The following is a 24,949-nucleotide window of genomic DNA, read 5'->3' as shown; positions in this document are numbered from 1 at the left end:
TGTACAATAATCCACTTATTTGAAAGAAAATTTAATTTCCATAGTTTAAAATATATTCCTGGATCGCATCCATATATGCGGATGCGGTCCAGGAATATATTTTAAACTATGGAAATTATCTACAAATACACCTGTGGGCCTGATAACGCCAGGCTGTGTTCTATAGGGCTGGCGACAACTTTCATGGGAACAGAGAGTCCTTTGGCAAAGTAGAGACCTTCGCCTTTGGCACAGCACAGGAGAAATTTGCGGGTTCCCTGGCTGAGTTGAAGAGCTTCAGAAACGGCTTCGATGGTGGTATGATCCTGTTTCATGGCGTATTTGATCTCCGATTGTTGGATAATGGTCATGCCGTGCTCGTTTCTGACAAAGTCCTGGACATTCTGTGTGGTAACGCGCAGGCAGAGGTTGTATTTGCGGGCACGACGAGCCAGGCTCGATAAGAAACGACCTCCTTCGTCGAATTGCAGCAAGACCCATGCTTCATCGACGGAGAGGATGCGCGGGACCGGATGTTGCTCGCTACGAACCTCGGTCCAGACGGCATCGGTGGCCAGGAAGAGGCCAACAGGGCGCAGTTCGACGTCGAGGTCGCGCAGGTTAAAGACTACAAATTGATGCTGGCTCAGGCCGATGGATTCATCAGGGAATGAAGAGACATGCCGTTGCAGGCGATCAGCCAGACCAAAGGTGTCTGGTCCACAGGTCTGCTGACGCAACAGCTGATAAAAATCACGCATCGTAGGTGGTTTTCTGGTATGGGTCGCGGGATCGGCGGTGATGCCGCACTGCTGATAGAGCTGGCTCATACAAACGTTGAGATAGGCCTTCTCGCGCTGCGAGAGCGTACCTGATGTCCGTTCTCCTTTTTCCGCCAGGAGGAGATCAAAGAGCACATGCAGGCTCTGATACTTTTCCTCCAGGAGATTGCGCCCTTGCTTCTCCGCCGTCGGCAGAATAAACGGGTTGATCTGGAGTGATCCAGGAGAAAGGCGAATGTTGGTGCCGCCGAATTTCTCGCACATGCGCCGGTATTCATCCTCGGGATCAAACACGATCACTTTATACCCGCGCTGCAGGCAGCGGCTCAAGTAGACCTTCTCATGATACGATTTCCCGGCGCCCGATTTAGCGAATTTGATAGCGTGCCCATTCTGCAATTCGTCGCTAAGCGGATCAACGATAACCAGGCTGCCATTGGGCATCACCCCTTCCAGGATACCATGCTCCATCGAGAGGCTGGTACTGGCAAACGGGAATGCCGTCAGCAGCGAACTGGTATCCAGAATCTTTTTTCGCTTTAAGATATCACGACCATCTGGCAGCGTACAGAGCCAGCCGCGATGGTGCTCTAACGAGAGCGCGATCGCCCTCAGTTCCAGGCTCTTGAGCACCGACAGCAGGCGTTCCGAGCGCTCGTTGAGCTGCAGGCGCGATGATGCCCGCACTAGCAGGTAAAGTGAGACGCCAAAGACCTGCTCATCCTGCGCGACCAGCTTTTCACGCAGGGTCTCGACCTGCTTCAGCGCCTCGTGGATATATGGGTCGTGATCGCGCCCACGGCGCTCCTCAAGCATGCGCGTCGCGCGGTAGCCTGTCAACTTATGCGAGAGACGCGCCGTATACGTCCCCGCTTCCAGGGGCTGAATATGCATGACCATCTCGATCGAAGGCTCATCGATCTGGACCAACCGATCAAGCCATCCAGGCGAGACCCGCGAGGGATAGTCAACCACGGCATAACATCTGAGATATTCATCCATATCGTCGTGATGGACACGCACGTACTTCGGCTTGATATCCAGCAAACCAGGAGCCAGCAATTCGGACACATTGATAGCATTGGGATAATCAGCAGTCGGTGACTGCAAGGCAACAGTGCTATTTTTGTTTATAGTCAACCCCCTCGCAGCGTTATTCTGCGTAGATCTCACAGGCAGGTCGGTCGCCTCCAGTTGCTGTGACGTCAGAGGAAACGCCTTGGCAGCCTTTGCATGCAGGCAGGATTGATAGTAGTGGACAAGCTCCAACCGGTTCAGACGCCTGCCATGCAATCCCATCCGCTCCAGATCCTGGAGGAGATCAGCACACCGACGTTCCAGCTCGCTTTTTGAGAGGTCGGCAATCTCCGAGCGGTTTTTCCCCTTCGCTTTCAGGCGATCGGCAGCCACGATGAGATAAAACTTACGCTGCAGTAGCACGCGTATGGATGCCAGGTTATGCACAAAGCGGATGTGATCCTCGGTCACCTCATCAACGGCAGGGGCCGAGGCAACCTGGCCTCGTGCCGTGTCGAGATCGGCCAGATACGACGACAGCTCGTACGGCTCGATGCGGATATGGATCATCAGCGGAAAGGAAAGCCGCGCCAGGAATACGCGGAAACCTTCCAGAACCACCTCTTGTTCCGCCTCGGACATCAGCGAGAAGTTCACAGGTTGTGTTTCGAGCACCGCCTTGTATTCGCGCTCGCGCGCTTTCTCGGTGCGGAGACAGAGGGTGTTACCCTCTATCTCGCGAACCGCCATCATATCAAGCATAGTACCGGGTTGATAATGAAGTTGTAACATACTTGCTATTCCTCCTCCTCGTCATAATCAAGAACGGGCGTATTCAGTTGCTCCACAGGAGCCAGATCTTCATCAGGAAGTTGCTGCCAGAGATAGGTCTTCGGGGTCAAGAGATAGAGCAGCCAGACCATGGCCCATTGCTCCAGGCCACGCGCAGCAGGACGCAGAAAGGCCGCGGCCACACCGATCACAACAGGGACCAGCGAGCAGAGTGCATTGCACACCAGGCCAGCATCGCTGCCATTGAGAAAGGACAGTGAACTCCATAGGGTATAGTCGAGCGCCACACCCGAACCAATCAAGAGCAGTTGGCGCGTAGTCAGCCCCAGGATGATATGGTCGGATACTTCCAGGTGGATCGGGATTTTATGTTTATAGTTGCTCATCGAACCTCCTGCTAGCCAAAGATCCGTTGCGCGATCGTCTGCAGCACCGGACCACCCACGATAAAGACGAAGCCGAACACCGCGCACCAGGCTGCTGCCTTGGCCAGCATCCCCTTGCGCTCATTGCCGAACGAGGTCATCAAGATCACACCGATAATGCCAAGGATCGAGATGAACAGGCCGATACCCAGTGCATGAATAAAAGCGCTGAACGCGTTCGTCCACTTCGTAATTTCAGGAAATTGCATAGGTACTCGCTTTCTATCTGCTGTGCAGAGCAATAAACAGTAGTATTCAAGCGGCAGGGCGAATATAGCCCTGCACGGTAAAGGTGTCCCAGTAGCCGTTGTGCGTGTTCACGGTGCCGTCTGGATTGCGGGGCAACGTCTGGACTGGCAGCTGCGCATTTGCCTGCGCGAATGTAATGGAATGCACATCAACAGCAACTACAATACTGACGTGCCCAAAGGGACCACCCGCCCAGGTCATAATGTCACCAGGCAAGGGCTGCTGGCTCTCGATCCATCCTGGCTGATGAGCAAACAATGCCCAGAACTGATTGGCATTTTCACTCACGATAGGAAGCGGCTTCACATGGATATAGCTGGCGATCACGAACACCACACACTGAAAATTGCCGTTCTCCCAGGCAGCACAACCAGGGCAGTGGATCGCCGCCCACTGGATCACTTCAGGCGGAAAGCCGTTGTCATACCAGGCATCCAGCGCAATGCCCAGACGCGGATCATTACAATCCAGGCCCGGCTTGGGATCGGGTTGACAGTGCAAGTGGCGAGCCATGGACAGCGCCATCTGCACCACCGCATTATTTGATACCCCGACAGCCGGGGCAGGACTCGTATTTATGCCTCCTTGCAGCGCGATGGTCGTGAACGTCCCGTAAGAGATCATCACCACCATCAAGAGACAAAAGAAGATCATCGTACAGCATCCAAAGGCCCTCCTGAAACTCTTCATGCGTTATCCTCTCAGGCTCTTCCACGAAGTGACGAACCAGCATCGGCCGCGCCAGAGGCCACCGTAACAACGGCCGTGCCTCCCGCCGAGACGGGCACAAGCATCCAGTGTCGGAGCATCTCAGGGATAACAAACGCGATAAACAAAATGCCGATTCCAATGAGGAGATTGAGCAGTTCCGCGCCGGGGTTATTCTGCAGGACCGCAGCCGCCAGCATGCGACCACCCACCGTGATGGTGAGCACCTGGAGAAAGCGCATCAGACACAGCGCCACGAGGATGCGGAGCCAGGTATGCGCGATCTGCTGGGTATCCGCGTGAAACAGACACAGCAGGCACAGTGGTCCCAGGGTGATCGCGATGGCCACGCCGGCGATCCCAATCGCGGCCTGAATCACCACCAGGACATTCATCAGACCATGCAAGACCTGGAGGAACGCAGCCAGAAAGACCGGCGCACCTTTCCCGGCGTTCCCCAGCGGGATAGGAGACATCCCAACGTGATTGACCAGGACATCGCACAGTGCATTGTTGAAGTCGATCAAGAGCTGCGCGATCTTGAGGCTGCTATGGGCAAACACCAGCGTCAAAAACAGGCGCGGCACCACATCGATCACATCAGCATAGCTGACCGCTCGTTTCCCGGCGGTCAGGAGCCGCATGCCAATCCAGCAGAATGCTACGACCACCAGTCCGTCGGTGATATGCAACATCACCTGCCAGACCGCAATCACAGCGGGATTCCCATAAGTCGCATCAGGTGGAATGCGCTCGGTCATATGCTGTGATTGCGCAATCAACCAGTTCGCCCCATTGTTAAAGCTGTCCGCGATCCACTGCAGAAAACCCACAAAAGCATCACAATAGTGGATCGGGGCCAACGGATTATTCGGCAGCGCCGAATCCAGCGGACAATTGCCCGCAGTGGGCGCCGGTGGCTGGTGAGCCTTCGTGCACACCACCTGGTTGGCATACTGCTTCTCCAACAGATCAACCGGCCAGCCAATCCGCTGAAACAAATCCGTAGAACGCAAGCAGGTCGTCGCGGGAAGCACCTGCAACTGATCATCACACAGCGTTGCGTTGCGATACTGAGGCGACAGAAAGGAAGGATTCCACCCAAATTCCTGCTGCACAATATCGCCAGCCTTCCCCGAATGCTTGCAAACAGAGGCCACATCACCAGGTGATATCTGAGCCAGAGTAACGGCAGGCCCACCGCGCAATTGCCCAGAAAGATGAGAGGAAGTTGGCGCTGATACGAAGGTGTGGAAGCTAGCCTGGATCAATATAGCCAGCCCCACAACAATCGGTAGCCATAGCGGCCAACGCCAACCACAAAAAAGACGAAACATGACACCTCGCTTTTCCTAGCACACATATTCATGCTTATCTCTAAGCGAGGCCAATGATAACAAGAAATGGAGGCAACAAATGGCGAAGTATTTTGCAGGATTTATCCTAAAAGAGAGGTTAATGAATCGGACCAATCGCATTACTTAAATCTTTGCATTATTGGAGAAAAATGGTGTATTTATTTGTGCTGCAGTGGAGGATATAAATACATTCTAGTTTTGTTACATATTCCAGACAACAAGGTCTGGTTTAATTATTTTAAGCGCATCTTATGGGAAAGTAACATAATGGCACATATTTTCGTTGGGGTCATTGTTCCAGAATCTACAACATTTGAGAAGATTGAAGATACGGTCAAAAGACAGCTAGAACCGTTCGGCGATTACTGGGAAGTTGCCCCATATAAAGTTTATTTGTCTAAAGACAATATTAGAGACATCATTGAGGAGCATAACCTCTCACCTGAAAAGCGAGAAAATATTGTGCAGGTGAAGTGGTGGGGACATTCATTAGCTATTGATGAGCAAGGCATCTATTATATGAGTACATATAACCCTCAAGCAAAGTGGGACGACTGGTGGTGCATTGGAGGACGGTGGAACGGAGTAGTCAGCAAGATGTCTCGCCATAATAGTGGCCAGAGTTCAAATATTGAACCAGAACATTGTAGCTTACATGAAAATATGATCCGCATTGAACAAATAGAAAACATTCCTCAATTTTTCGCGCTGCTTACACCAGATTTACATTGGTATGAAATAGGAACCGAAGGGGTAAAATTGGAATACAGTGAGCAGGAAGTATCTATGTGGCAAATAAAAGCACAACAAATTTTAGCAGAACATCGAAACGATATCTTAGTAGGAGTTGATTGTCATTCTTAAATAGCTCTGATATTTCAAGTATTGGGAAGGGAGCAAGGAACATTTATGATTTCCTTGCCTTGTTTTAAAAACGACAATAGTTCATCCAAAATAAAATCTCTTTCATTAAACGTATAGTAGAAAGCTCAAGCAAAAATGGCACATTCGTTAGATCGATTGGGTCTCATAAAAGAGAAGCTAAAATACTTAAAACAACGGGATACCCGGTTTCAGACGTTCGGAGCAAGCGAACATATGTATGAATCGCGCCCTCCTTTAACTCCCAACGAAGTATCTGCATTTGAACAGAAACATTCCATTATGCTGCCAGAGGACTATCGAAACTTTTTACTCTACATAGGAAATGGAGGAGCCGGACCCTATTATGGACTCTTCTCCGTACATATGTATAACTGGGAGCTAGCTACTGTCCAGAATAATTTTTTAACACTCCCCTTTCCTCATCAGGCAGCCTGGCAGCCCAATTCAGATACAATTGATAAAGAAGCGCTAGATGAAGATCATACTTACTTCGGGAATTATTGGGTTCAGGGATCCATGAGAATTTGCCACTTTGGGTGTGGGGTCTATATGTTGTTAGTGGTAACCGGATCAGAACGAGGACATATCTGGTTTGATGACCGCACCAGTGATTATGGCATTTATCCGACAGGAAACAACTTCCTCACCTGGTATGAAACATGGTTAGAAGATAGTTTGCGGGATATAAAATAAAAAAAGAGGAACGCGACCAGAGAAGCGTTCAATGTTCCTCCGTTTGCCCAGCTCTTTTCTATTTCAATGCAAGACGCGAGACCGATCAATTGAATGAAGCACTTCAAGCATATATATACCTTTCAATACTGCTTTCTCAGACTTTACCAACAAGCTCAAAGCTATCAGAACCGCCACATATAAGGTAGCTCTGATAGCTTCAGTTTTCAGTTTGTAACAGCACATAATATTTCCAAGGTGATTATATTCTTAATGCTCTACTGATGAGGTGATTTCGGCATCAGCATATACCCAAAACTGGAGAGGCGCAGAATGCGAACATCAACACAGGCCTTTTTCAGCTTTCGGCGCGCGTTTTCAATGTGCTTTTCTAGCGCCTCTTTCGTCCACATATCCAGCTCTCCATTAAAAATATTTTTCACGATTTCGCGATCGGAGACAGGATGCTCGCATAATAACTGGAGCATGACCTGGTATTCAATAGGAGAAAAACGCACCTGCTTCGATCCAAAGATCAGGACTCTCACATCATCCAGATGATAAATACTACGGCCATTCATCGTAAAGACAGCATTCTGATTATCGAACATACAAGACAGCTCTAACTTTCTAGATCACATACGATCGTCGCTGAGCAATTACAGAGATTGTTTGATCTGAATCGTAACGATTTTCAATTAGAGACTTGGTTCTTTCATTGGCCCATTGATTGCACTTGTACAATATTGCAAATATAAAAGAGGCAGGGTAGTATACAATCTTGTTCTCACATTGATTGCTCTATTTACATAAAGAAGGAACCAATTACTATGGCAATTACAAGCTCTCTGGAACTGATGACGCCCTGGAGATTACTTCGCTCATTGCGGAAAACGCCATACATTCTTCAGACATTGCTTCGTCAAGTCACATCATCTCAGGCACAGCAAGCTCCTCATGATGCGCACGAATGGAGTATTATTGAAGTCCTTTGTCATTTGCGTGATTATGAAGAGATCTTCTTCCGCCGTGCTTTACTGATCATAACGGAGGAGTGTCCTCATATACCTATACCAGAGAGCAATGAAGAGCTTGCTCGCAAGGGCGAATACAAGCAGCAGAATATCACAACCGTTTTAGATTCATTATTTACAACGCGCCAGGCATTTCTTCAAACTTTGAACGATTTGAACGAAGACCAATGGATGAGAGAAGGTATCCATAGTGAGCAATTTCCTATTACGCTCAAGGAAGCGGTTTTGCAAGTAATCATACATGATATCGATCATATCGAACAGATTACGCAACTCCTTCATGAACAAGATCGTAGATCGAATCTGGCATAATCATACTGATAAAAAAAGCTTATGAAATTTTTGCCATTAATATGAAACTTACTTGATGAATTATCATTGAAGCGATCTCATTTGAAAGGGGCTAGCGTAAAAGCCAATTCTAGCTACTTGTGAGATTCCATATCAGAAGCATGAATAGCATCTTCAAGGGAAGAGAGTACCGCTCGACAAAAAGCTTTCACTTCCTGATTCTCCAGAATCTGCCCCGTATCGCCTCGACGTTGTGCAAGTGCAGTATCAATGAGGGAAGCGTAGCATGGCAACTGTGATTTCGCCCATGCTCCCGCTTCTGATTTTGTTGCGTGCAACCCCTTGAAAAGGTATAACCAAGAACGACATGCAGTGAGAATTGCGCCACTGCGATCATTGATCACATCCCAGCTTAACGGGCGTCGTAGTTGTGTTGTGCATGCCTGTAGAAGAAAGTGACGCGGAGAGGCTGCAATCACCGTCATGGGTGGCGGACCTGTCAGAACACATCCTCTCTCTCGTGCCATCGCGAGGTCGAGGAGAGAATATCCATCAGTGCTCTCTGGTATATGTACATCGAAATGGGGTTGGTGACGCTGCACTCGGATGATGGTGTCCCAATGAGGAAGTCGTGATGGGGTTGCCGCCGCTTGTCGCGTCAGCAGCTCACAATCGATCCCAGCAAGAGTTGATGGGGGAGTATGCTTTGCGAACCAGGCTTGCAGTTCCTCCTTTTTGGAAGCAGGCAACGACGTTTCAACGACTGCAATGAGATCAAGATCACTTAGGTTTGGGACAAAGTCACCAGTCGCTACTGATCCATGAAGGTAGATAGCAACAAGCTGTTCTCCCAAACGCTCCTGCATTGCTTCCGCTGCGAGATGGGCGAAGTGCATGATGCTCTCCAATGCATCACTCGGCATGGACGCTCCTTTTGGATAACTAAGGCACAATAACAGAGAAAGGCCCACTGATGAAACTCTTCCTACAGAGTAGCTTACGTAGTTTTCTTAGCTCCTGCAAGGTTTTTTGCAGCGAATACTGCACATAAATATCAAGAATCAATCGGCTATGCTGGCCTCGTTCAGAGCTATTGCTTCTCTTCTGCCATCAGTGACCAGAACTCCAGTCTTTTGCTGCCGGAGTTGAAAAGGGCAAAGATGCGGTACAAGCCGGTTTGACCTGGCCGATCGACAATGTCATGCTCAAAGAGCACGTGATGAATCTCAATCTTATGACACAGCAAATGTATGGTAAGGCTGAATTCGCTCTTCTTCGCCAACGCACCTTACACAGTATCTGATCTTACGGAAGAGGCTATTTTGATCCCCATGACGGGCAGACGCTGCCCCTCAAGTTGGGAGTCGATATCTCTGATATGGGAAGCACCCATGTGTTGATAAAAACCGGCAGCATGAGGATCAGCTTCCCATATCATCTCATTGGCTTCCAGAGCGCGAGCCATCTCCAATGCATGCAGAAATAAAAGGCGCCCTATACCTGTACCTATTCGCTGTGGGATCACCCAGAGTTCAAGCAGTTCGCATATGCTGTTCTCATGAAGTGTGATCCCATGCAAACCGACGACGCTCTGCGGGTTTTCTCTTGCTATATAGATTTCGTTCTCACGTATATAGGCTGGTGAAATGGTCAGGCGATCTCCCCAGGCGGCTATCCAGTTCTCGGAGTAGCCCCAATAGGCCTTTGATGCCAGCATAATCTGCTTGATGAGTGCCGCATCTTGAGGCATAGCTTTAGAAATCTCCACGTGGCGCTCCTCGCTTTTTCTTCCCCTGGCAAAGAAGAGTAGTAATATGCGTAACTTCTTCCCTAGTATATGCATTTTACCTCTTTTTTACAAGAATGACTCTTTCTCTCCATCTAAAATTGCGCAAAGCAAGCGAACAGATAACCCCGGGAGTGGGCAAGGGCTTTTATATGCGGCAGAAACTTGTATTTTCCTATAATTACAGGTACACTCTTCTTTGCTCGTATTGTTGTTATATTTTCATACCACTCGACGCTTTTGCACAGAGAGACGAAGACAACCACACTATTTTCTACTTGAGGGAACTGCCGCAGGGCAATACGAATGCAGTCCTGCTGAGTAATATCGCGTAAACAGGAAGGGCACTTCTATGCAGAAAATCCGTAAAGTTGTGATTCCAGCAGCAGGTTTTGGGACAAGATTCCTTCCACAGACCAAAGCAATGCCGAAAGAGATGCTGCCGATTGTGGATAAGCCTGTCATTCAATACGTCGTGGAAGAGGCGATTGCCGCAGGCATTGAAGATGTTGTCATTGTAACCGGTGCGCTCAAGCGGGTCTACGCAGCATTACCAACCAGGCAAACTTCCTCTCTATTCGTCAAAAGGGGATGTATGGAACTGGGACAGCTGTACTGTGTGCTGAGCCGGTGATTGAAAGCGACATGTTTGCAGTCATGTGGGGAGACGAGTTTATTCGCAGTACGCCCCCAAGGCTTTCTCAGATGATCCGCGTATATGAGCAATATGGCGGGGCGGTGATCTCCGCAGTGAGAATTCAGAACAAAGAGGATCTCTCACGCTATGGCATTGCCGATGTTGAACCCGTTGCGGGAAACGTCTACAGAATCAACCATATTGTAGAAAAACCGCAGCCTGACCAGGCTCCCTCAAACCTGGCTACCGTCGGGGCCTATATTCTTCCACCCGACATTTTTGCGATTTTACGCCAACAACAGCCTGGCCCAGGAGGGGAAATCTGGTTGTCGGAGGCGATTGCTGAACTCATTCGCACAGGGTATCCTGTCTATGCGTGTGAAATTGAGCACGGGCGATATTATGATACCGGAAACAAATTGGAATACCTGAAGGCGGTGGTTGAGCTCGCATTGCACCATCCAGATCTAAAGACCGACTTCAAAGCGTTTCTGCAAGCCCTCCCGCTTGACTACAGCGCTGTCCAGAAGGTTTGAGCTATGAATACCTGGTAAATGATCTGAAAATGAGGACCGGTTTAGCCCTCACCAGTAAGCCCTTGTCCCCCGTCATGAACACTGGTATAATGGTCGTTGGGAAAACTGCTCTCCATCGGGAATATCACATCCAACACCTGAAAATTCCTCGTGATGAGATCCACCTCACGCTTAAGAGATGGTGAACTGAACTGCTAACTGGTGGAAGAAACGGCCAGATGAGAAACGAAACACAAACAAGAGGAGGCTCACTTGTTCTCACTTCATCACGTCACGCTTCGTCCCCTGGAACTCGACGATATTGACCTCCTGTATAGCTGGGATCTTGATATCGAATTAAATATTCTCAAAGGCTGGACTCCAAGACGATCTCTTCGCGCGTTTCGCCAGATTTACGAGCAGCGTATCACTCAGCCGTCAGATACGAACATTCGGTTCGGAATCCAGTATGAAGGACATCTTGTGGGGTTTGTGGATTTGGGATTGATTGACCATGAGCAGCAACGGGCCGCCATCGGGATTGCCATTGGCGACAAGCAAGTCTGGGGACGTGGCATTGGCACAACAGCATTATGTCTCCTCCTCGATTATGCCTTCACCGTCCAGAGGCTGGAACGGGTCTATGCTGAAATTTACGGGTTTAATGCGCGATCGATGCGCTTAATGCAACGAGCAGGCTTCCAACAGGAAGGCATGCTGCGTCAGCATGAACTGCACAATGGGGCGCGCCAGGATCTCTACATCTTTGGTCTGCTCAAGCCCGAATTTTACCAACACCACCAGAGTCTCTTCGGCCTCCCTCATCAAGAGCAAGCGATCCAGTAACAGCACGTGGAGTTTTTTTCCACAAACCGTTTGCACCAGTGCTGAGATGTTAAGCTGTTTTCCCGCGCGATGTCGTGGGATACCCACAATGCAGAAACCAGCCGAGCGCATCTTGAGCAGTGATACTGGGCAACGCCTGAATGATGGCGTCTTGGAGCGCCTCTCGCGTACGAGCGCCTACGCGTCGCAAGAGCGTTTTCAGTTTGGAAAAGGCCCCTTCAATTGGTGAGAAATCGGGCGAGTAGGCAGGCAGAAACAACAATTGGCACGATCTTTCTTCGATGGCCTGCTTCACCCGAGGTCCCAGGTGAATCGAGAGATTATCCAGAATGACGATCTGTCCCGGGCGGAGGCTGGAAGCCAAGATCTGCTCGACGTAGATTTCAAAGGCGACACCATCCGCTGCGCCATCCAGTAGCATCGCTTCACCCATGCCCTCAAGCGACAGGGACGCGATCAACGTCAGGTTTGCCCCGTAGTTGCGGGGGACTCTGCCCACTGCCCGCTCTCCTCGCGGAGCATAGGCATACAGCGGGGTCATGTTGATCTGGGTCCCGGTTTCATCCACGATGACCAGGTCCTGGGTGGGCAACTTCTTGGCTTGTTCTCGCCAGGCTGCGCGAGCCGCATCGTCCTGTTCGCTGGCTCTCAAGCTCTTTTTTTTCCGCGTCCAGCCCAACGCCATTCTCGTGCGACTGAGAGAAGCGGGACTGACCTTGGTCCCGGTCCTGGCTTCCCACATCTGGCAGTGCTGCTCTCGGGTTGCATCGGGGTGGACTTCTAGCTGGTCGAGCAGGCCAGCACGCAAGGCCGCTCCCTTGATGCTGGGGCGACCAGGGATCGGTTGGGGCAGGACATGCCCCCTCTCTCGTCGCGCTTTAAGATAGCGCTTGATCGTGGCTGTGGAAATGGCAAACATCTCTGCAACTTCGGCTTGCTTTTTTCCTTGGTCGATGGCTCGCAGCACGCGTTGCCGGAGGTCTTGAGAATACGCTTTCATGCTGCAAGAGTATCATAGATCAGCCCTTCTGGACAGCGCTCTAGTACACCGGTGACATGAGAGAGGGCGCGTACCGGTGGAGCCTTCCTACTTCTTGATGGGAGGGTTCAGTTCGCCATTCATTGCACGAGATGGAAAACATACAAGTTCTACTTATCGGGTGATTCTATGTTGTATGTCCCCATGCCTACTTTTCATCTGGAGAAAGGATGCCATGATGCCTCATGAAAATTTCACCCTCACGACGGAAGCCCAATCGCTGATCCTCGAACGTCTCTATCACTTGTTAGCTGAGCATTACGTTGTTCCTGAGCTTGTTCCTGCAGCAGAACAAACGCTGCGTCAGCAGTTCGGCACTGGCGAATTTGCCAGTTACACTGCTACCGATGCGTTTTGTGAGTTCGTGACCACGCACCTCTACGAGTATTTTCACGACCGACATCTTGTCCTGCAGTTCCATGCCGAGGCACGGCCGATCTCTAATGAGGAGAATCTCACACAAGCTGCTGAAAGGCAAGCACAAATGGTAGAGAGAGAAACTCTTCGTAACTTTGGCTTTCAGAAAGTAGAGAGGCTCGAAGGCAATATTGGCTATCTCGATCTGCGTTTTTTCTCTTCGCCCGCGATTGCCGGTGATACTGCCGCCGCCGCCATGACCTTACTGGCTCACACTAACGCTATTATCATCGATCTCCGACATAACGATGGCGGAGAAAACTATATGGCACATTTGCTGACAAGCTATCTGGTGGAGGCTGAACCAATCTTGCTCAATAGCTTCTCTTTCCGCTCCCATCAAAGGACACAACAATGCTGGACGCTGCCCTATGTCCCTGGAAAGCGCTCTACTCATCAACCGGTGTACATCTTGACCAGCGCGGCCACGGCTTCAGCGGCTGAAGAGTTTGCTTACACGCTCCAACAATTAAGGCGAGCAGCAGTGATAGGGGAGAAGACAATAGGAGCAGCCAATCCAGTGGAGATCTATCAGATCACCAAGCATGTGAAAGCGCTGATCCCGATTGGCAAATCCCTCAACGCCGTGAGTGGAACGAACTGGGAAGGCACAGGAGTTATCCCTGATAAAGAAGTACCAGCAGCCCAGGCACTGCACATTGCACATATGGAGGCTCTTCAGAAGGTGTTAGCAGACACACAACTTTCGCCTGCCGCCTCTGCGTTCTTGAAAAAAGAAGCGCAGAAGCTGATCCAGAGCCAGACCTTCCTCAACGAATAGTGAATGCCATCTTGAGAGACGTCGCTCATCGACCGCGTTGCCATGTGCCAAAATGGCTGGATCTTTATACTCCCTTCCAGCTACTCAGCACGTTGGTTTTCAACTTCGAAAATTATATAGAGGTCAGTAAAGCAGCCATCCATTTGATTCTCCACCTGTTTGGACTGGACAAAAATGATATAACAGCACGGATCATCTTACCATAGCCCGTTTGGGGCAGCCTACTGCTGCTCTTCAATCGCGCGTAGACATGCTCTCAAAATTTTGAACTGCCCGATATGATCGGTGTCTCTGCTCCTCGAACACGTGTCACTGGAGTGATCAACCAGGGGGTATTATTGAGCGAAAGCTATGGTTGTGTTATGATCGTTTCGTGCAAGATAATTTAATCTGAATCAAATTACATCATCTTGACATATTTCAAACACATGCGAACCAATTCAACATACCTTCTACGTATGTTGCTAGAAATATATTTGCTTTTCTCAATGGATGAACCCGTACGAACGAACGAGCTGATACGGCAGGCTCGCCTGGAACAAGGATATACCCAACGTACTCTAGCCAGAGCACTTGGAGTGGACGAACAAACAGTGCGTAGCTGGGAGCGCGGAATACGCTTCCCATCACTCGAATTTCGCAATCGTCTGAGCACAACACTGGAGAAACCATTAGAGGAACTTGGACTACGCGTCAATCAGAGCGAACAGCCAGAGGCAGTAAAAGAAACGAGCAACCATACCAACTCGCCTGAACCTGACGCGCTTCACACAACAGCGCCCATTAAAAATGCTCGACAACAGGATGTCATAGCTACCGGAACCCTAGCTCTAGTTGCCACGACCTCTCGTGAGTTCTATGCTGATGTCAATCGTCTGCGCATGCTGCGACGCGTGCGTTCTCGATGGATTCACGGCGTGCTGGAACATGTCTCCAGCGGACACCTCCTTACGTTACATCTCCAAGAAGAGCCAGACGCGGTTGGGCATCCATGGAAAAGCTCGATGAGGGAAAACTTCACTGCGAGAAATGCTCAAAACGATCCCCTGCATATCATGCAGGTCTACCATGATGCCAATGGCGAACTGCTCATTTTAGGAGAGCCGGGCGCGGGCAAGACAACGCTACTACTGGCTCTGTTGCGCGAATTGATTGAGTATGCCGAGCTTGACGTCACGCTACCCATGCCGATTGTGTTTCACCTTTCTGCCTGGGCCGAAAAACGGCCTCCATTTGCAGACTGGTTAATAGAAGAATTGGTCACCAAATATCAGATTCCCCATAAGCTCGCAACGGAATGGATCCAGCAGGACCACATCGTGCCGCTACTCGATGGGCTTGACGAGGTAGGTGAGGGCTTCCGCGCAGATTGCGTTGAAGCGATCAATACCTACCGGCAGGAGCATGGACTCAGCCCAATGGTTGTCTGCAGTCGAAAAAAAGAGTATCTGGCGCAACCAACTCGCATTATCCTGAATACCGCAGTCATTGTACAACCACTCACCGAGCAACAAATTGAGAGCTACGTTTCACAGGCTGGACCCGAACTCGAGGCCATGGGTTACGCCCTCACACACGATACCCATTTGCGCGAAATGGCCTCAAACCCACTCATGCTCACCATCCTCGCGCTCAGCTATCGAGATATGCCCCTTGACGAGATCCTCACAATGAGTTCGCTGGAAACAGGTCGCAATGCCATCTTTGAAAAATATGTGGAGCGACTCTTACTTCAGCAGAACGCCGCTGATGAACACTACTCATCACAGCAGACAAAACGGTGGGTGAGCTGGCTGGCCAGGCAACTAACACAGCATAGCCAGACAGAATTTTACATTGAGCGGATGCAACCCGACTGGCTTTGCAATGACACGCTACGGCATCAGTATCGGCACGTCGTTGTGCGACTCATATTTAGCCTGGAGATCATCATCATTTCAGCCCTCTTTTCGCTCCTGCGCGGCGGTCGAATTGGACCTATTAGCGGCATCGGTGTTGGCCTCCTGGGCTGGCTAGGATCAGGGCCAGGAAATAGTGCATTGGGGTGGATGGCCCCAGGCCTGGGAGGTGGATTAGAAGGTGGCGGAAGTCTTGGCATTATTATCGCCACCGTGACGTTGCTAGTTACGCTGCTCATTGACCGGCCCATCCCCAAGCTATCGTGGCGCATGTTCTGGCGGAGCCTCTCGCAAGGGATACAAAAAGGACTGTGTATCGGGATCACTGTCGGCACGTTATCCTGCGTGCTCTTTGGACTCGATAGCAACTGGAACAACGGTCTGTACCGTGGCATGGGCATGGGGCTTTTTAGCGGCCTCTTGATTGGATTAATGGCCAGTGGCTGGATTGGGCAACTCCCTCACTGGCCAATATTCGGCATCGGCTTTGCCTTCATCGGCGGCGTGATCTTTGCTTTGCAGGCCGGCATGCTCAATGGCGGTATCGCCTGCATTGAACACTATATACTTCGCCTGTATCTCTGGAAAGCAGGGCACATCCCCTGGAAGTATCGCCGCTTTCTCGACTATGCAGCCAAACAGATCTTGCTGCAAAAAATCGGCGGGGAATATATGTTCTCCCATCGCCTCCTCCTAGAGCATTTCGCATTGCCTCATCTATCAGACAATCACAAAAAGCAGCTCGATATAGATAGAGGATAAAGATAAAAGAGCAGTACCATAGAAACAGCTCTCGCCCATAGATGGCCTGAAATCAGAACACATCTTGCTAATCCCACCAGAATAACCACACACGACCGTTGAGCAATGTCTTGACGAGAGTTGCAAAATTACCTCGGAGCCATTGATCAACCACATCAGGAGCGTAGATGTACTGTTCTTTTGCGAGCAGAAAAGCGTCTTCCCATGTGGTTGGCGGTCTTAGCACGCGCATTTCCATGGTACTTGGAGCCATAGCAACTAATTCGGCTCCCCAGCGCTCATTCCAGTATTTCATCATCGCCACCTGGACTGCATTTGATGGATCCCATTCATTCCCTTGAACAGGGAGATAGGCCGGCACTTCCCAGAAATGAGTTGTTGGAACGAGAGCAATGGGAACCAGCGACGGGAGTGTATAGGGAAACCGACCGTGGGGAAGGCGAAAGTCAAAAGGAGCCGGTGGAACGTCAGCACGCCTTCTCACATCCTCTTCATCTATTCTTATGTGAGGTTCCTCCTGTTCCAACCATTGCTGAATACCAATGTGCAATCCTTCCTCAAGGATCTCCTGGACCATTTCTTCTTCTGAGAGAGGCTCTTTAAAACGATCCCAACCAATGACTGGCCAATATCCCGTCTCAGAGACGAGACCTCGTAATACTTCCCATTGCGCGAGGGCCTGAATGACAGGAACCCGCAGAAGGTAGATGGGATGCTCTTTCCCTCCACGCTGATATTCAGGGAGGCTTAATAATGATACATCGATATGATGATATTGAAGCGTTTCTTCCAAGTTCATGATGACCCGCCGTACAAGCATTTTTGGGTATGATACCAGTCTCTTCACTGCTTGACCAGCCCACATAAAACGCGGCCAATCTTTTGGCACAAAGCGTCCAAATATTCATAGCAAAGTAGAAAGACGAAAGTTGCCACTGCGGTAGACTCCATCTTCCATTTGCAAGACGTTTTTACCAGTCCCTCAGGGTGCCTGCAAAAGCGTCTTTTTGGTATTCTTTATCTAAATCGTATGTCAAAAAGGCTGTTTTTAGCAGCGTCTTTCCAACGAATTGTGTGTTAGACACTTGGATGGCTCTATCTCCTGATCACAAGAATCATTGAGAAATGTCCTTATCAGAATGTGTATGCTGTGATTGTAATACCCCACGAATATTATCCTCAGGAATATATGTGCCATACACATTTTTGCCATATTCACTCTGCTTTTGGATAAATACTCGCCCGCAGATCTCGCATTCATAGATAAAGCGTGCGGAGCGAGTCAATTCAATAAGTAAGTCAGAAAGAATATCGTGAGTTGTTAAGGCTTGCAGATAACCCTCTCCGAAACGAACACGAAGGAAATCGTCTTGTTTACCTGATTCTCGTGCGATTATAAATGCCTCTAAAGACCTGGTAACAGCGCCAAAGACTGCTTCTTCATCTTCATCCGGAATAAATGTAGCTTTATATGGCAGATAATCGGTCTGATCTCGTATGATATGGCCGCAATCGCATTGAAACTTCACTGATTTTTCTCCATCTTTTACTGTAAGAGGGCTGCTCCCGAGTTATCTCAGCATACCATCTACAATGTAATCGGCTATCACGACGCCTAAATTCTTTTACACACATCAGCCAATCTCAAGAGGCACGAGCAGAAACCGGAGCCAACAAGTCGTAGTGTCGCTATACTCAAAGAAAAGCAGCATCTTCTGGTACAGCTAGGATCCCCTGAATTGTTATACATCCTTTTGTATGAATACCTCTTACAATTGTGTTGTTGAAAGTGTTGGACAATATACGTTATAAAAGAACAAGGCAAAATACGAAGAGCAGGAAGTGGAAAAGAGATATGGCAAATACAGAACTCATTTCTCTTATCAAACAGAGTGTTCAAGAATGGAACAAATGGAGAGAACAACATTCAGACGTAACAGTAGATCTCAGCGGAGCCGACCTGAGCTATACAGATCTAGGCTTTGCCAACCTGAGCGAAGTCAACCTCAGTGAAGCTGATCTGAGCGAAACAAACCTAAACGGAGCCAGCCTTGGCTTTGCCAACCTTATGGGTGCCAACCTCAGCCGTCGAGACGTGCACAATAGAGATCTCAGCAATACAAACTTTAGTGCAGCCAATCTCAAAGGAGCGAACCTGAGCGGAGCCAAGTTCAACCATGGTAGCCTTAGCTTTACCAACCTCAGCCACCAAGATTTACACGACACAGTTTTCAGTTTTGCCAATCTTCAGGGAGCCAATCTCAATCATGCCAATCTCAGCGGAACTGATCTGAGCGGAGCCAATCTCAGCAGGGCCAACCTCAGGGGGACTAATCTCAGCCATGCCAACCTTAAAGGGGCCAACCTCAGCACAACCAACTTCAGCACAGCTAACCTGAACGCAGCTAATCTGAGCGGGGCACTTCTCGTCGAAACAGATTTTACAAGAGCGACTCTTACCGATTGCATTATCTATGGTATAGCGGCATCGAATGTTCAATTAGAAGATGCTACCCAAAAAAATCTGCTTATTACCCAGGAATATGAAGCAACTATTACCATTGATGACCTAAAAGTTGCTCAATTTATTTCTCTCCTGTTGAACCATCAAGAAATTCGTAATGTGATTACTCTATTGGCGACTCAATCTGTGCTTATCCTCGGACGCTTTACACGCGACCAGGAAATCACATTAGAAGCACTACGAGAAATATTACGATCACATGGATATCTTCCTATTCTCTTCAATTTCGAAAAGCCAAATAGCCTCAATGTATTTGAAAAATCAAGTAGCTTCAATATAACGGAAACAGCCACAACCCTTGCTCGCCTTTCACGTTTCATTATCATTGACCTTACTGATCCTCGTGGTGCGCTGCATGAAGTAGCACGTATCATTCCAAATTGCCAGGTACCCATCCAACCGATTGTAGAAGGAATAGAAAAACCATACAGCATACTTGAACATTTGAAAAATTTCCCCTGGACATTAAAACCGCATTTTTATCAGAATAAAGAAACATTGATTGCCTCATTCCAAGGACATATCATAGAGCCTGCAGAATACAAAGCAAAAGAGCTAGAAAAACGCAAAAATAATAGATGAGAAAACTCACAAGGATAGAATAGACAGGCACATATTCAACTGGGGCTACTCTATCATAGATAGTTTTTATCAGGAAGGCTACTTGAGATATGGCGGACACACTCGATATCAGCTTTACGTTCCAAACCAAGCAAACACCGAGCTATTGGTGGTTGATCATGTGTGGCGTGTTAGCGTCCTACCAGTTTATATTCCATGCCCCTGATCATCCTACCGGACAAAGCAGCTATACCTATTATCGTTATAATCCGCCGTATACAGGAGATAACGAGGAGATCGAATCTTGTATCGGTTCCTTTGAAGATGTTTCAGATGAGGTGCGTGCAGAACGAGGCTCGATTGTGGCGCTCTTCTGGCAAAAGGAAAACGACGGTGAAAGCATGGAATTGGATTTTGGTTTTACTCCAGAAAAAGAAAAGGAGCGCATAGGAGTGCTCATCACTGTCCCTGGTGGTCAAATACGAGATGTGCCGATTGAGAAAGCGCACGCTCGGCTGAAAGATCTCTTTGCATGCACCTAGGCGTTAATCGAGGCATGTCAGCCAGAAACAGGTGAGATCTACTGGGAAACCTCATCATTTAATCTCACTCCCTGGGCAGTTATCGGCGAGACTGCCGAACCTCTATTTGCACCGCATCCCTATTGTCCAGCCATCTACGATGACAACCAAAAGCTCATACAGATGCTGCTGCAGAATGGCAAGACCTTGTTTTATCTCAACCCTGTTCCTGTCTTACGAAGACAAGATCAAAACCAATATTGGCAATTTTATTCATTGCAATAAGAGGATAATACATACATTTCTGGCCGACCATTATTCCTCTCTACGCAGGAAGTATAGATCATGCAATCTCATCCATTTGTTGCAGTACAAAATATTTGTACAATTTGGACGAAAGACTCACGAGGAGGCATCAATGCGCAAGCGCGCAATCGTACTCCTGAGGCACTTGAATTACCTACACTTGCCGTTCCATATTCTGAATATAATTCCCTGCTCCATACAGCGCTATATATTGAGCGCTACAGCTTTCAACGCCCTATAGAAAAGGTCGAACAACAGGAGCAAACCAATCCATTCTGGTACAATTGCCTCAAGTTCGAGCGTTGTGAAAACACGCTCAACACTACGTTCGAATGGGAGCACAACAAGGGCATGCCAAGACGCGCTGATTTTCTGAGAACAACATGGTCGTTGCGAGAAAATACGTGGGGATGTGCCATCTACAATATACGTACTTCAGAAGATTATGGCTGGGTTTACAAAAAGTATATTATTTCCTTTGGCTTATTTCATTCGTACTCTCATCGCTTGTTTTTAGACACCGAGCCAGTTCACATCTATAGAGACATGGCCCAGTTACGATAAGGATAAGTGAAACATACGGTGTATCTGCAAAACACACCAACTAGAGTTGAATGCCAAAGAGATGAAACGTCGCGATCGTCACAAATATAGCCAGGCAGGTGCCAGCAATAGCTTGCAAGACGGTATGGGCGCGCACTTGCCACCGTGCCCAGCCAACCAGGAGCACAAGCGGTGAGAGAACCAGCCAGCGAGGGCCAAAGAGAAGGACAAAGACCGTCACCGCACCGGCCATGCCGACCAGATGTAGACTAATTTTCCAATAGCGCGTCACAATGAGCGAAATACCGCAGGCAACGATCACTGCCACCACGGTAGCAATCAGAATGGGAGACGCATGCAAGGCGTAGAGGCCAGCAAAGCTGAGTAACATACATGTCAGGCCAAAGAAGAGGGGTACAAAACGCTGCTCTCGTTGACTGACATGGTGATCTGTCAGCTTTCCTTTTCGTACGCCCTGCCAGATAAAAAGAAATGGGGCCACCGAAATACCCAGAATAGGAATGATCCACCAGAGGAATGCATGTGCCACGTCAGGCGCTGTCACAAGTGCAATCACCAGAAATGTTGGGAGCGCAACAAACAAGGGGTTTGAAATCTCTGAAACCACTCGTGCCAACTGCTGTTGAAGGGTCCTATTCTCTGAGGCTTTTTCCATCTCTTCTTATTTATATACCTTTCTCAATACCATTTCTACCTGCAGTCACGCCACAAAAATGACTACTCTATGAGGCAGATCTTATAAAACTGCCTTCTTGCTAACTCCTAGTATATCGCAACCGCACGAATCCCCATACCCTCTAAGTACAATATGGTCCATAGCACAATTACTCAAAGGAAAAGGGTTGGTGCTTGTAAGCGCCTTTATTTCTGATAATATCCGAGATCATTTGCTGTGTTAAGACCGCGGGATCGCTCTCATTAAAATAAAGCACACTCGAACGCCATTTTTCCATACAGGCATACGCGAAGGAAAAAGCAAGCAAATAACTGTCACCATGCCCACTGATATCGATTGTAATTACTGATTGTGGCTTGCTAGAAAGTGCGGTGCATACATCTTGAAAATCTTCCGGATAATCTTCCCTTAAGGCAGGAATAAACTCGGCTTCAGGAAAAATCATGATGTAACCATGTGCCGAAGACATCAGGTTGCTTACATTCGGATTCTCGTCTCCATAGCCACCCATCCCCAAAACAAATGCCCTCACCTCCTCAGGAGTTACATCTTCCTGGGCAATAAACACACACATTGATGATCCCATATATGCTCACTTCGCAGTTCTATCGACCTCTATTTTCCATATTCTAATAGACCGATCTTCCTTCAACATATCTTCTCCTAGAAAACACGTTCCTCCAGTTGCTAGATAACCTGTTGTTGACCAATCTAGCCCTCCAATCGTTTCTGTCCAATGCCTCTCATGCAGCCTCGGACCTGGATGAGCCTCAAAAGAAGCAACACACTCAAACGTTGTTAGAGACCAGATATCGAGTATACCATCTTCTCTACTACTTGCTAGAAATCGGCCATCATGCGAAAAAGCGAGCAAATCGTAAAAGACGTCACCTGATGCTGGAAACTTATGGAGCAAGTGCAATTGTTCCAAATCATACACATACACTCCTCGTATATCGTCATCTCCAACATTCGTAACAGCAAGCAGTTTGCCATCTGGTGAAATCTTCATTCCTTGAATACCAAATATGGGTAGAATTCTCCGAACAGCATAATAATCGTGTTCTGGATCAAAATGACAGATATGGATCTCTCCTTCTGGACTAGAGGCAAAAAAAACCAGTTCCAGGCCACTGAGGGCAAATTGCAAGCATCCTACGGTTCCATCAGCCGTATCTGGCTGACCAGGAACGTCGATTGATGTCCATTGATGTTTTAACAAATCGTAGAGCAAAATATTGCCGTTCTTTCCATCTCTGACCAACCAACGTTGATCGGGAGAAACAGCGAAATCAACCACGATGCCCTGGTCAGGATGAGAGAGTGCCATCAATTCTTCCCCATCGTACGCGAAAAAACGGATATGCTTCTCTCCATCAAAAAAAACAATCATTTTACCATCTGCGGTACACTGTAAATCCAGGGCTCTGCCGGGAAAACGCTGGCAATAACGCCAGATATCCCCGGAGCTTCGTTGCCATTGATACACGGCAGTTCCATCGGATGACCAGAGCGTATTGCCATCTGGTGAAAAACAAACACGATACGTTTCACCTTGGTGCTGTTCAAATTGGTGAAGAAGAGAAATGTGCAATGATATCATCCCTCCATGGTGATGCCTGCAAACAACGGCGTGCATCAACTGAACGCTTGCCTTGGATCATCTTCGGCGGAAATAATAAATACGCGTCGTTCGAAGTTCTAATTGGTGTTGCTGAATGTAGTCCGCATAATTTTTATAGAGATGCCGGTGGAGGTGGTAGTCTCGGTATCCATGCAAGTGAGCAGCATAATACTGAATATCTGCCTCACAGTCAAGCTGAAGTTTCTGACAGATCATCGTATATTCACTTAAATCTGCAAGCAATTCCTGGCATTCATCCAGGGTCGCACCACTAATGCCGTAAAGCACGCCAGAAGGCAGTTCATGTAACGCGTAGTAGAGCACATTATCAAGATAGGCATGCTTCTTTAAAAGCACATCACGATCATTTGGGTCGTACTGCAAATATCGATCGATGAGCGTCTGATTAGTATATCCATTACGGATCTTCTTCATTCGATTGTAGTCTATAAGCGATTGGGTATGCTCCAACAGCACCTTTATCGCCTGTGCATTCCCCGACTCAATTTCGCGGGCCAAAACCGGGTAGATCACCTGGGCAAAGAGCGGCATACGAATAGAAGCCTGATGGCTTTTCAGCTGATCCAGCATCATGAGAAGATCAGCGAAAGAGGTCTGCTCCAGATTGGGATAGCGCCCCAGCAGATCGCTCATCAATCGGCCACGCTGACGATGATAGCGAGGATTGCTCTCTATCTCAATATACTCTCCAATAAATGCCTGCATGGTCATATACGTTCGTTATAATCCTTTATCGTGCTTTCTCATATGCATGGTATATCCGCTGCAGCTCAGCGAGGATTTCCTGACAGGGCACCATTTGAGGGGATTTGTAGCGCTCCGGCTCGTGCAAGACATGGACATTGCAGTCGCGCAGAAGAGCGATACTTCTAGCAAAGGCGGGGTGACGCACAAGGTCCATCTTGACACAAGGGATGAGGAGAAGCGGAATCTGGCCATTGCCGAGAGCCTCGCAGAGAAGGCTGACAGCCAGGTTGTCTCCGATACCCGCAGCCCACTTGTTGACGGTATTAAAAGTGGCCGGAATGACGATGATGGCATCCGCCTTAGGAAGTGGGTCACCTTCGCCAGGCAGTTTGTAGTCAACGCGAACCACATGGCCGGTGAGGGTTTCCAGTGTGGGCATGTCGATCCAGCGCGTAGCATGAGGAGTGGCAATCACACAAACATCCCAGCCCGCCTGTTGGACCTGTCGAATAAACTCGTCAATTGTCTCAGCAGGGGGAGCGGCACACACGATCATGTAGAGAACTGGCTTGCGAGAAACGACCATAGCACT

General features: G+C 48.7%; 27 protein-coding genes and 1 pseudogene. 12 read left to right on the top strand and 16 right to left on the bottom strand.

The window, feature by feature from the left end:
- Positions 1-119 precede the first annotated feature (119 nt).
- Genes KTT_RS32980 through KTT_RS32960 form a run of 5 tightly spaced genes read right to left on the bottom strand, consistent with a single transcriptional unit; the run spans position 120 to position 5,289 of the window.
- Positions 120-2,570, bottom strand: coding sequence for a VirB4 family type IV secretion system protein (locus KTT_RS32980; protein WP_126602024.1), 2,451 nt, complete (start codon positions 2,568-2,570; stop codon positions 120-122).
- A gap of 5 nt (positions 2,571-2,575) precedes the next feature.
- The gene (locus tag KTT_RS32975; RefSeq protein WP_126602022.1) at positions 2,576-2,956 is read right to left on the bottom strand and encodes a PrgI family mobile element protein; all 381 of its coding nucleotides are present in this window, start codon (positions 2,954-2,956) and stop codon (positions 2,576-2,578) included.
- Between the two features lie 11 nt (positions 2,957-2,967).
- Positions 2,968-3,204 (bottom strand): hypothetical protein, encoded by a 237-nt coding sequence (locus KTT_RS32970; protein WP_126602020.1) that lies wholly within the window; start codon positions 3,202-3,204, stop codon positions 2,968-2,970.
- 46 nt (positions 3,205-3,250) lie between these two features.
- A complete protein-coding gene (locus tag KTT_RS32965) occupies positions 3,251-3,934 on the bottom strand; it encodes a CHAP domain-containing protein (protein WP_235845942.1) in 684 nt (227 codons plus the stop codon).
- A gap of 11 nt (positions 3,935-3,945) precedes the next feature.
- Complete coding sequence (locus KTT_RS32960; RefSeq protein WP_126602018.1) at positions 3,946-5,289, bottom strand: hypothetical protein; 1,344 nt, start codon at positions 5,287-5,289, stop codon at positions 3,946-3,948.
- Positions 5,290-5,355: 66 nt separating this feature from the next.
- On the opposite strand from KTT_RS32960, the gene KTT_RS32955 reads away from it, so the two are divergent.
- Together KTT_RS32955 and KTT_RS32950 are read left to right on the top strand one after the other, a co-directional pair.
- Entirely contained in the window at positions 5,356-6,174 is an 819-nt protein-coding gene (locus KTT_RS32955) for a hypothetical protein (RefSeq protein WP_126602016.1), read from the top strand.
- A gap of 135 nt (positions 6,175-6,309) precedes the next feature.
- A complete protein-coding gene (locus KTT_RS32950; RefSeq protein WP_126602014.1) occupies positions 6,310-6,888 on the top strand; it encodes an SMI1/KNR4 family protein in 579 nt (192 codons plus the stop codon).
- Between the two features lie 257 nt (positions 6,889-7,145).
- Here KTT_RS32950 and KTT_RS32945 read toward each other — a convergent pair whose 3' ends face one another.
- The gene (locus KTT_RS32945) at positions 7,146-7,478 is read right to left on the bottom strand and encodes a helix-turn-helix domain-containing protein (protein WP_126602012.1); all 333 of its coding nucleotides are present in this window, start codon (positions 7,476-7,478) and stop codon (positions 7,146-7,148) included.
- Positions 7,479-7,697: 219 nt separating this feature from the next.
- Here KTT_RS32945 and KTT_RS32940 point away from each other — a divergent pair, with 219 nt between their 5' ends.
- The gene (locus KTT_RS32940; RefSeq protein WP_126602010.1) at positions 7,698-8,213 is read left to right on the top strand and encodes a DinB family protein; all 516 of its coding nucleotides are present in this window, start codon (positions 7,698-7,700) and stop codon (positions 8,211-8,213) included.
- A 113-nt stretch (positions 8,214-8,326) separates the two neighbouring features.
- Here KTT_RS32940 and KTT_RS32935 read toward each other — a convergent pair whose 3' ends face one another.
- Positions 8,327-9,115, bottom strand: coding sequence for an aminoglycoside adenylyltransferase domain-containing protein (locus KTT_RS32935; protein ID WP_126602008.1), 789 nt, complete (start codon positions 9,113-9,115; stop codon positions 8,327-8,329).
- 194 nt (positions 9,116-9,309) lie between these two features.
- Between KTT_RS32935 and KTT_RS37955 the strand changes: the two are divergent.
- A pseudogene (locus tag KTT_RS37955) lies at positions 9,310-9,495 on the top strand (ISL3 family transposase); the annotation flags it as partial.
- Here the strand turns inward: KTT_RS37955 and KTT_RS32930 are convergent.
- Positions 9,481-9,960, bottom strand: a complete 480-nt coding sequence (locus KTT_RS32930; protein ID WP_160146307.1) for a GNAT family N-acetyltransferase — start codon at positions 9,958-9,960, stop codon at positions 9,481-9,483. The pseudogene KTT_RS37955 and the gene KTT_RS32930 overlap by 15 nt on opposite strands.
- Positions 9,961-10,330: 370 nt before the next feature.
- Between KTT_RS32930 and KTT_RS37495 the strand changes: the two genes are divergently transcribed.
- The 3 genes from KTT_RS37495 to KTT_RS32920 all read left to right on the top strand — a co-directional run bounded on the left by KTT_RS37495 (position 10,331) and on the right by KTT_RS32920 (position 11,976).
- Positions 10,331-10,612 (top strand): sugar phosphate nucleotidyltransferase, encoded by a 282-nt coding sequence (locus KTT_RS37495; protein WP_218031071.1) that lies wholly within the window; start codon positions 10,331-10,333, stop codon positions 10,610-10,612.
- A complete protein-coding gene (locus tag KTT_RS32925) occupies positions 10,570-11,151 on the top strand; it encodes a UTP--glucose-1-phosphate uridylyltransferase (RefSeq protein WP_218031070.1) in 582 nt (193 codons plus the stop codon). Before KTT_RS37495 ends, KTT_RS32925 begins: the two co-directional genes overlap by 43 nt.
- A gap of 252 nt (positions 11,152-11,403) precedes the next feature.
- Positions 11,404-11,976 (top strand): GNAT family N-acetyltransferase, encoded by a 573-nt coding sequence (locus tag KTT_RS32920; protein ID WP_126602004.1) that lies wholly within the window; start codon positions 11,404-11,406, stop codon positions 11,974-11,976.
- 49 nt (positions 11,977-12,025) lie between these two features.
- On the opposite strand, the gene KTT_RS32915 is transcribed toward KTT_RS32920, so the two are convergent.
- The gene (locus tag KTT_RS32915; RefSeq protein ID WP_126602002.1) at positions 12,026-12,976 is read right to left on the bottom strand and encodes an IS630 family transposase; all 951 of its coding nucleotides are present in this window, start codon (positions 12,974-12,976) and stop codon (positions 12,026-12,028) included.
- Positions 12,977-13,190: 214 nt separating this feature from the next.
- Here KTT_RS32915 and KTT_RS32910 point away from each other — a divergent pair, with 214 nt between their 5' ends.
- Both KTT_RS32910 and KTT_RS32905 read left to right on the top strand, forming a co-directional pair.
- Positions 13,191-14,213, top strand: a complete 1,023-nt coding sequence (locus tag KTT_RS32910; RefSeq protein WP_160146306.1) for a S41 family peptidase — start codon at positions 13,191-13,193, stop codon at positions 14,211-14,213.
- 428 nt (positions 14,214-14,641) lie between these two features.
- Positions 14,642-16,873, top strand: a complete 2,232-nt coding sequence (locus KTT_RS32905) for a helix-turn-helix domain-containing protein (RefSeq protein ID WP_126601997.1) — start codon at positions 14,642-14,644, stop codon at positions 16,871-16,873.
- Positions 16,874-16,940: 67 nt separating this feature from the next.
- Here the strand turns inward: KTT_RS32905 and KTT_RS32900 are convergent, their stop codons facing one another.
- Both KTT_RS32900 and KTT_RS32895 read right to left on the bottom strand, forming a co-directional pair.
- The gene (locus tag KTT_RS32900) at positions 16,941-17,672 is read right to left on the bottom strand and encodes a DUF4253 domain-containing protein (protein WP_160146304.1); all 732 of its coding nucleotides are present in this window, start codon (positions 17,670-17,672) and stop codon (positions 16,941-16,943) included.
- A 316-nt stretch (positions 17,673-17,988) separates the two neighbouring features.
- The gene (locus tag KTT_RS32895; RefSeq protein WP_126601993.1) at positions 17,989-18,402 is read right to left on the bottom strand and encodes a DUF8617 domain-containing protein; all 414 of its coding nucleotides are present in this window, start codon (positions 18,400-18,402) and stop codon (positions 17,989-17,991) included.
- 326 nt (positions 18,403-18,728) lie between these two features.
- On the opposite strand from KTT_RS32895, the gene KTT_RS32890 reads away from it, so the two are divergent.
- From KTT_RS32890 to KTT_RS32880, 3 genes are all read left to right on the top strand, one after another.
- Positions 18,729-19,979 carry a pentapeptide repeat-containing protein gene (locus KTT_RS32890; protein ID WP_126601991.1) on the top strand — a complete coding sequence of 417 codons (1,251 nt, stop codon included), beginning with the start codon at positions 18,729-18,731 and terminating at the stop codon, positions 19,977-19,979.
- 89 nt (positions 19,980-20,068) lie between these two features.
- A complete protein-coding gene (locus tag KTT_RS32885; protein ID WP_126601988.1) occupies positions 20,069-20,500 on the top strand; it encodes a hypothetical protein in 432 nt (143 codons plus the stop codon).
- A 324-nt stretch (positions 20,501-20,824) separates the two neighbouring features.
- Positions 20,825-21,349, top strand: coding sequence for a hypothetical protein (locus KTT_RS32880; RefSeq protein ID WP_126601986.1), 525 nt, complete (start codon positions 20,825-20,827; stop codon positions 21,347-21,349).
- Positions 21,350-21,389: 40 nt separating this feature from the next.
- Here KTT_RS32880 and KTT_RS32875 read toward each other — a convergent pair whose 3' ends face one another.
- The 5 genes from KTT_RS32875 to KTT_RS32855 form a co-directional block, all read right to left on the bottom strand.
- Entirely contained in the window at positions 21,390-21,893 is a 504-nt protein-coding gene (locus tag KTT_RS32875; protein ID WP_126601984.1) for a phosphoesterase PA-phosphatase, read from the bottom strand.
- A 280-nt stretch (positions 21,894-22,173) separates the two neighbouring features.
- The gene (locus tag KTT_RS32870; protein ID WP_126601982.1) at positions 22,174-22,611 is read right to left on the bottom strand and encodes a hypothetical protein; all 438 of its coding nucleotides are present in this window, start codon (positions 22,609-22,611) and stop codon (positions 22,174-22,176) included.
- A gap of 6 nt (positions 22,612-22,617) precedes the next feature.
- Positions 22,618-23,619: a WD40 repeat domain-containing protein gene (locus KTT_RS32865; protein WP_160146303.1), complete on the bottom strand. Its 1,002-nt coding sequence runs from the start codon at positions 23,617-23,619 to the stop codon at positions 22,618-22,620.
- Between the two features lie 66 nt (positions 23,620-23,685).
- Positions 23,686-24,381 (bottom strand): hypothetical protein, encoded by a 696-nt coding sequence (locus KTT_RS32860; RefSeq protein WP_126601977.1) that lies wholly within the window; start codon positions 24,379-24,381, stop codon positions 23,686-23,688.
- Between the two features lie 19 nt (positions 24,382-24,400).
- Positions 24,401-24,943 carry a flavoprotein gene (locus KTT_RS32855; protein ID WP_126601975.1) on the bottom strand — a complete coding sequence of 181 codons (543 nt, stop codon included), beginning with the start codon at positions 24,941-24,943 and terminating at the stop codon, positions 24,401-24,403.
- Positions 24,944-24,949 lie beyond the last annotated feature (6 nt).

Origin of the sequence: Dictyobacter aurantiacus, assembly GCF_003967515.1 — a bacterium.
In the GTDB taxonomy this organism is placed as follows: domain Bacteria; phylum Chloroflexota; class Ktedonobacteria; order Ktedonobacterales; family Ktedonobacteraceae; genus Dictyobacter; species Dictyobacter aurantiacus.
Note: the sequence above shows the minus strand (reverse complement) of the source record. Positions and strands in the feature narration are given on the sequence as shown.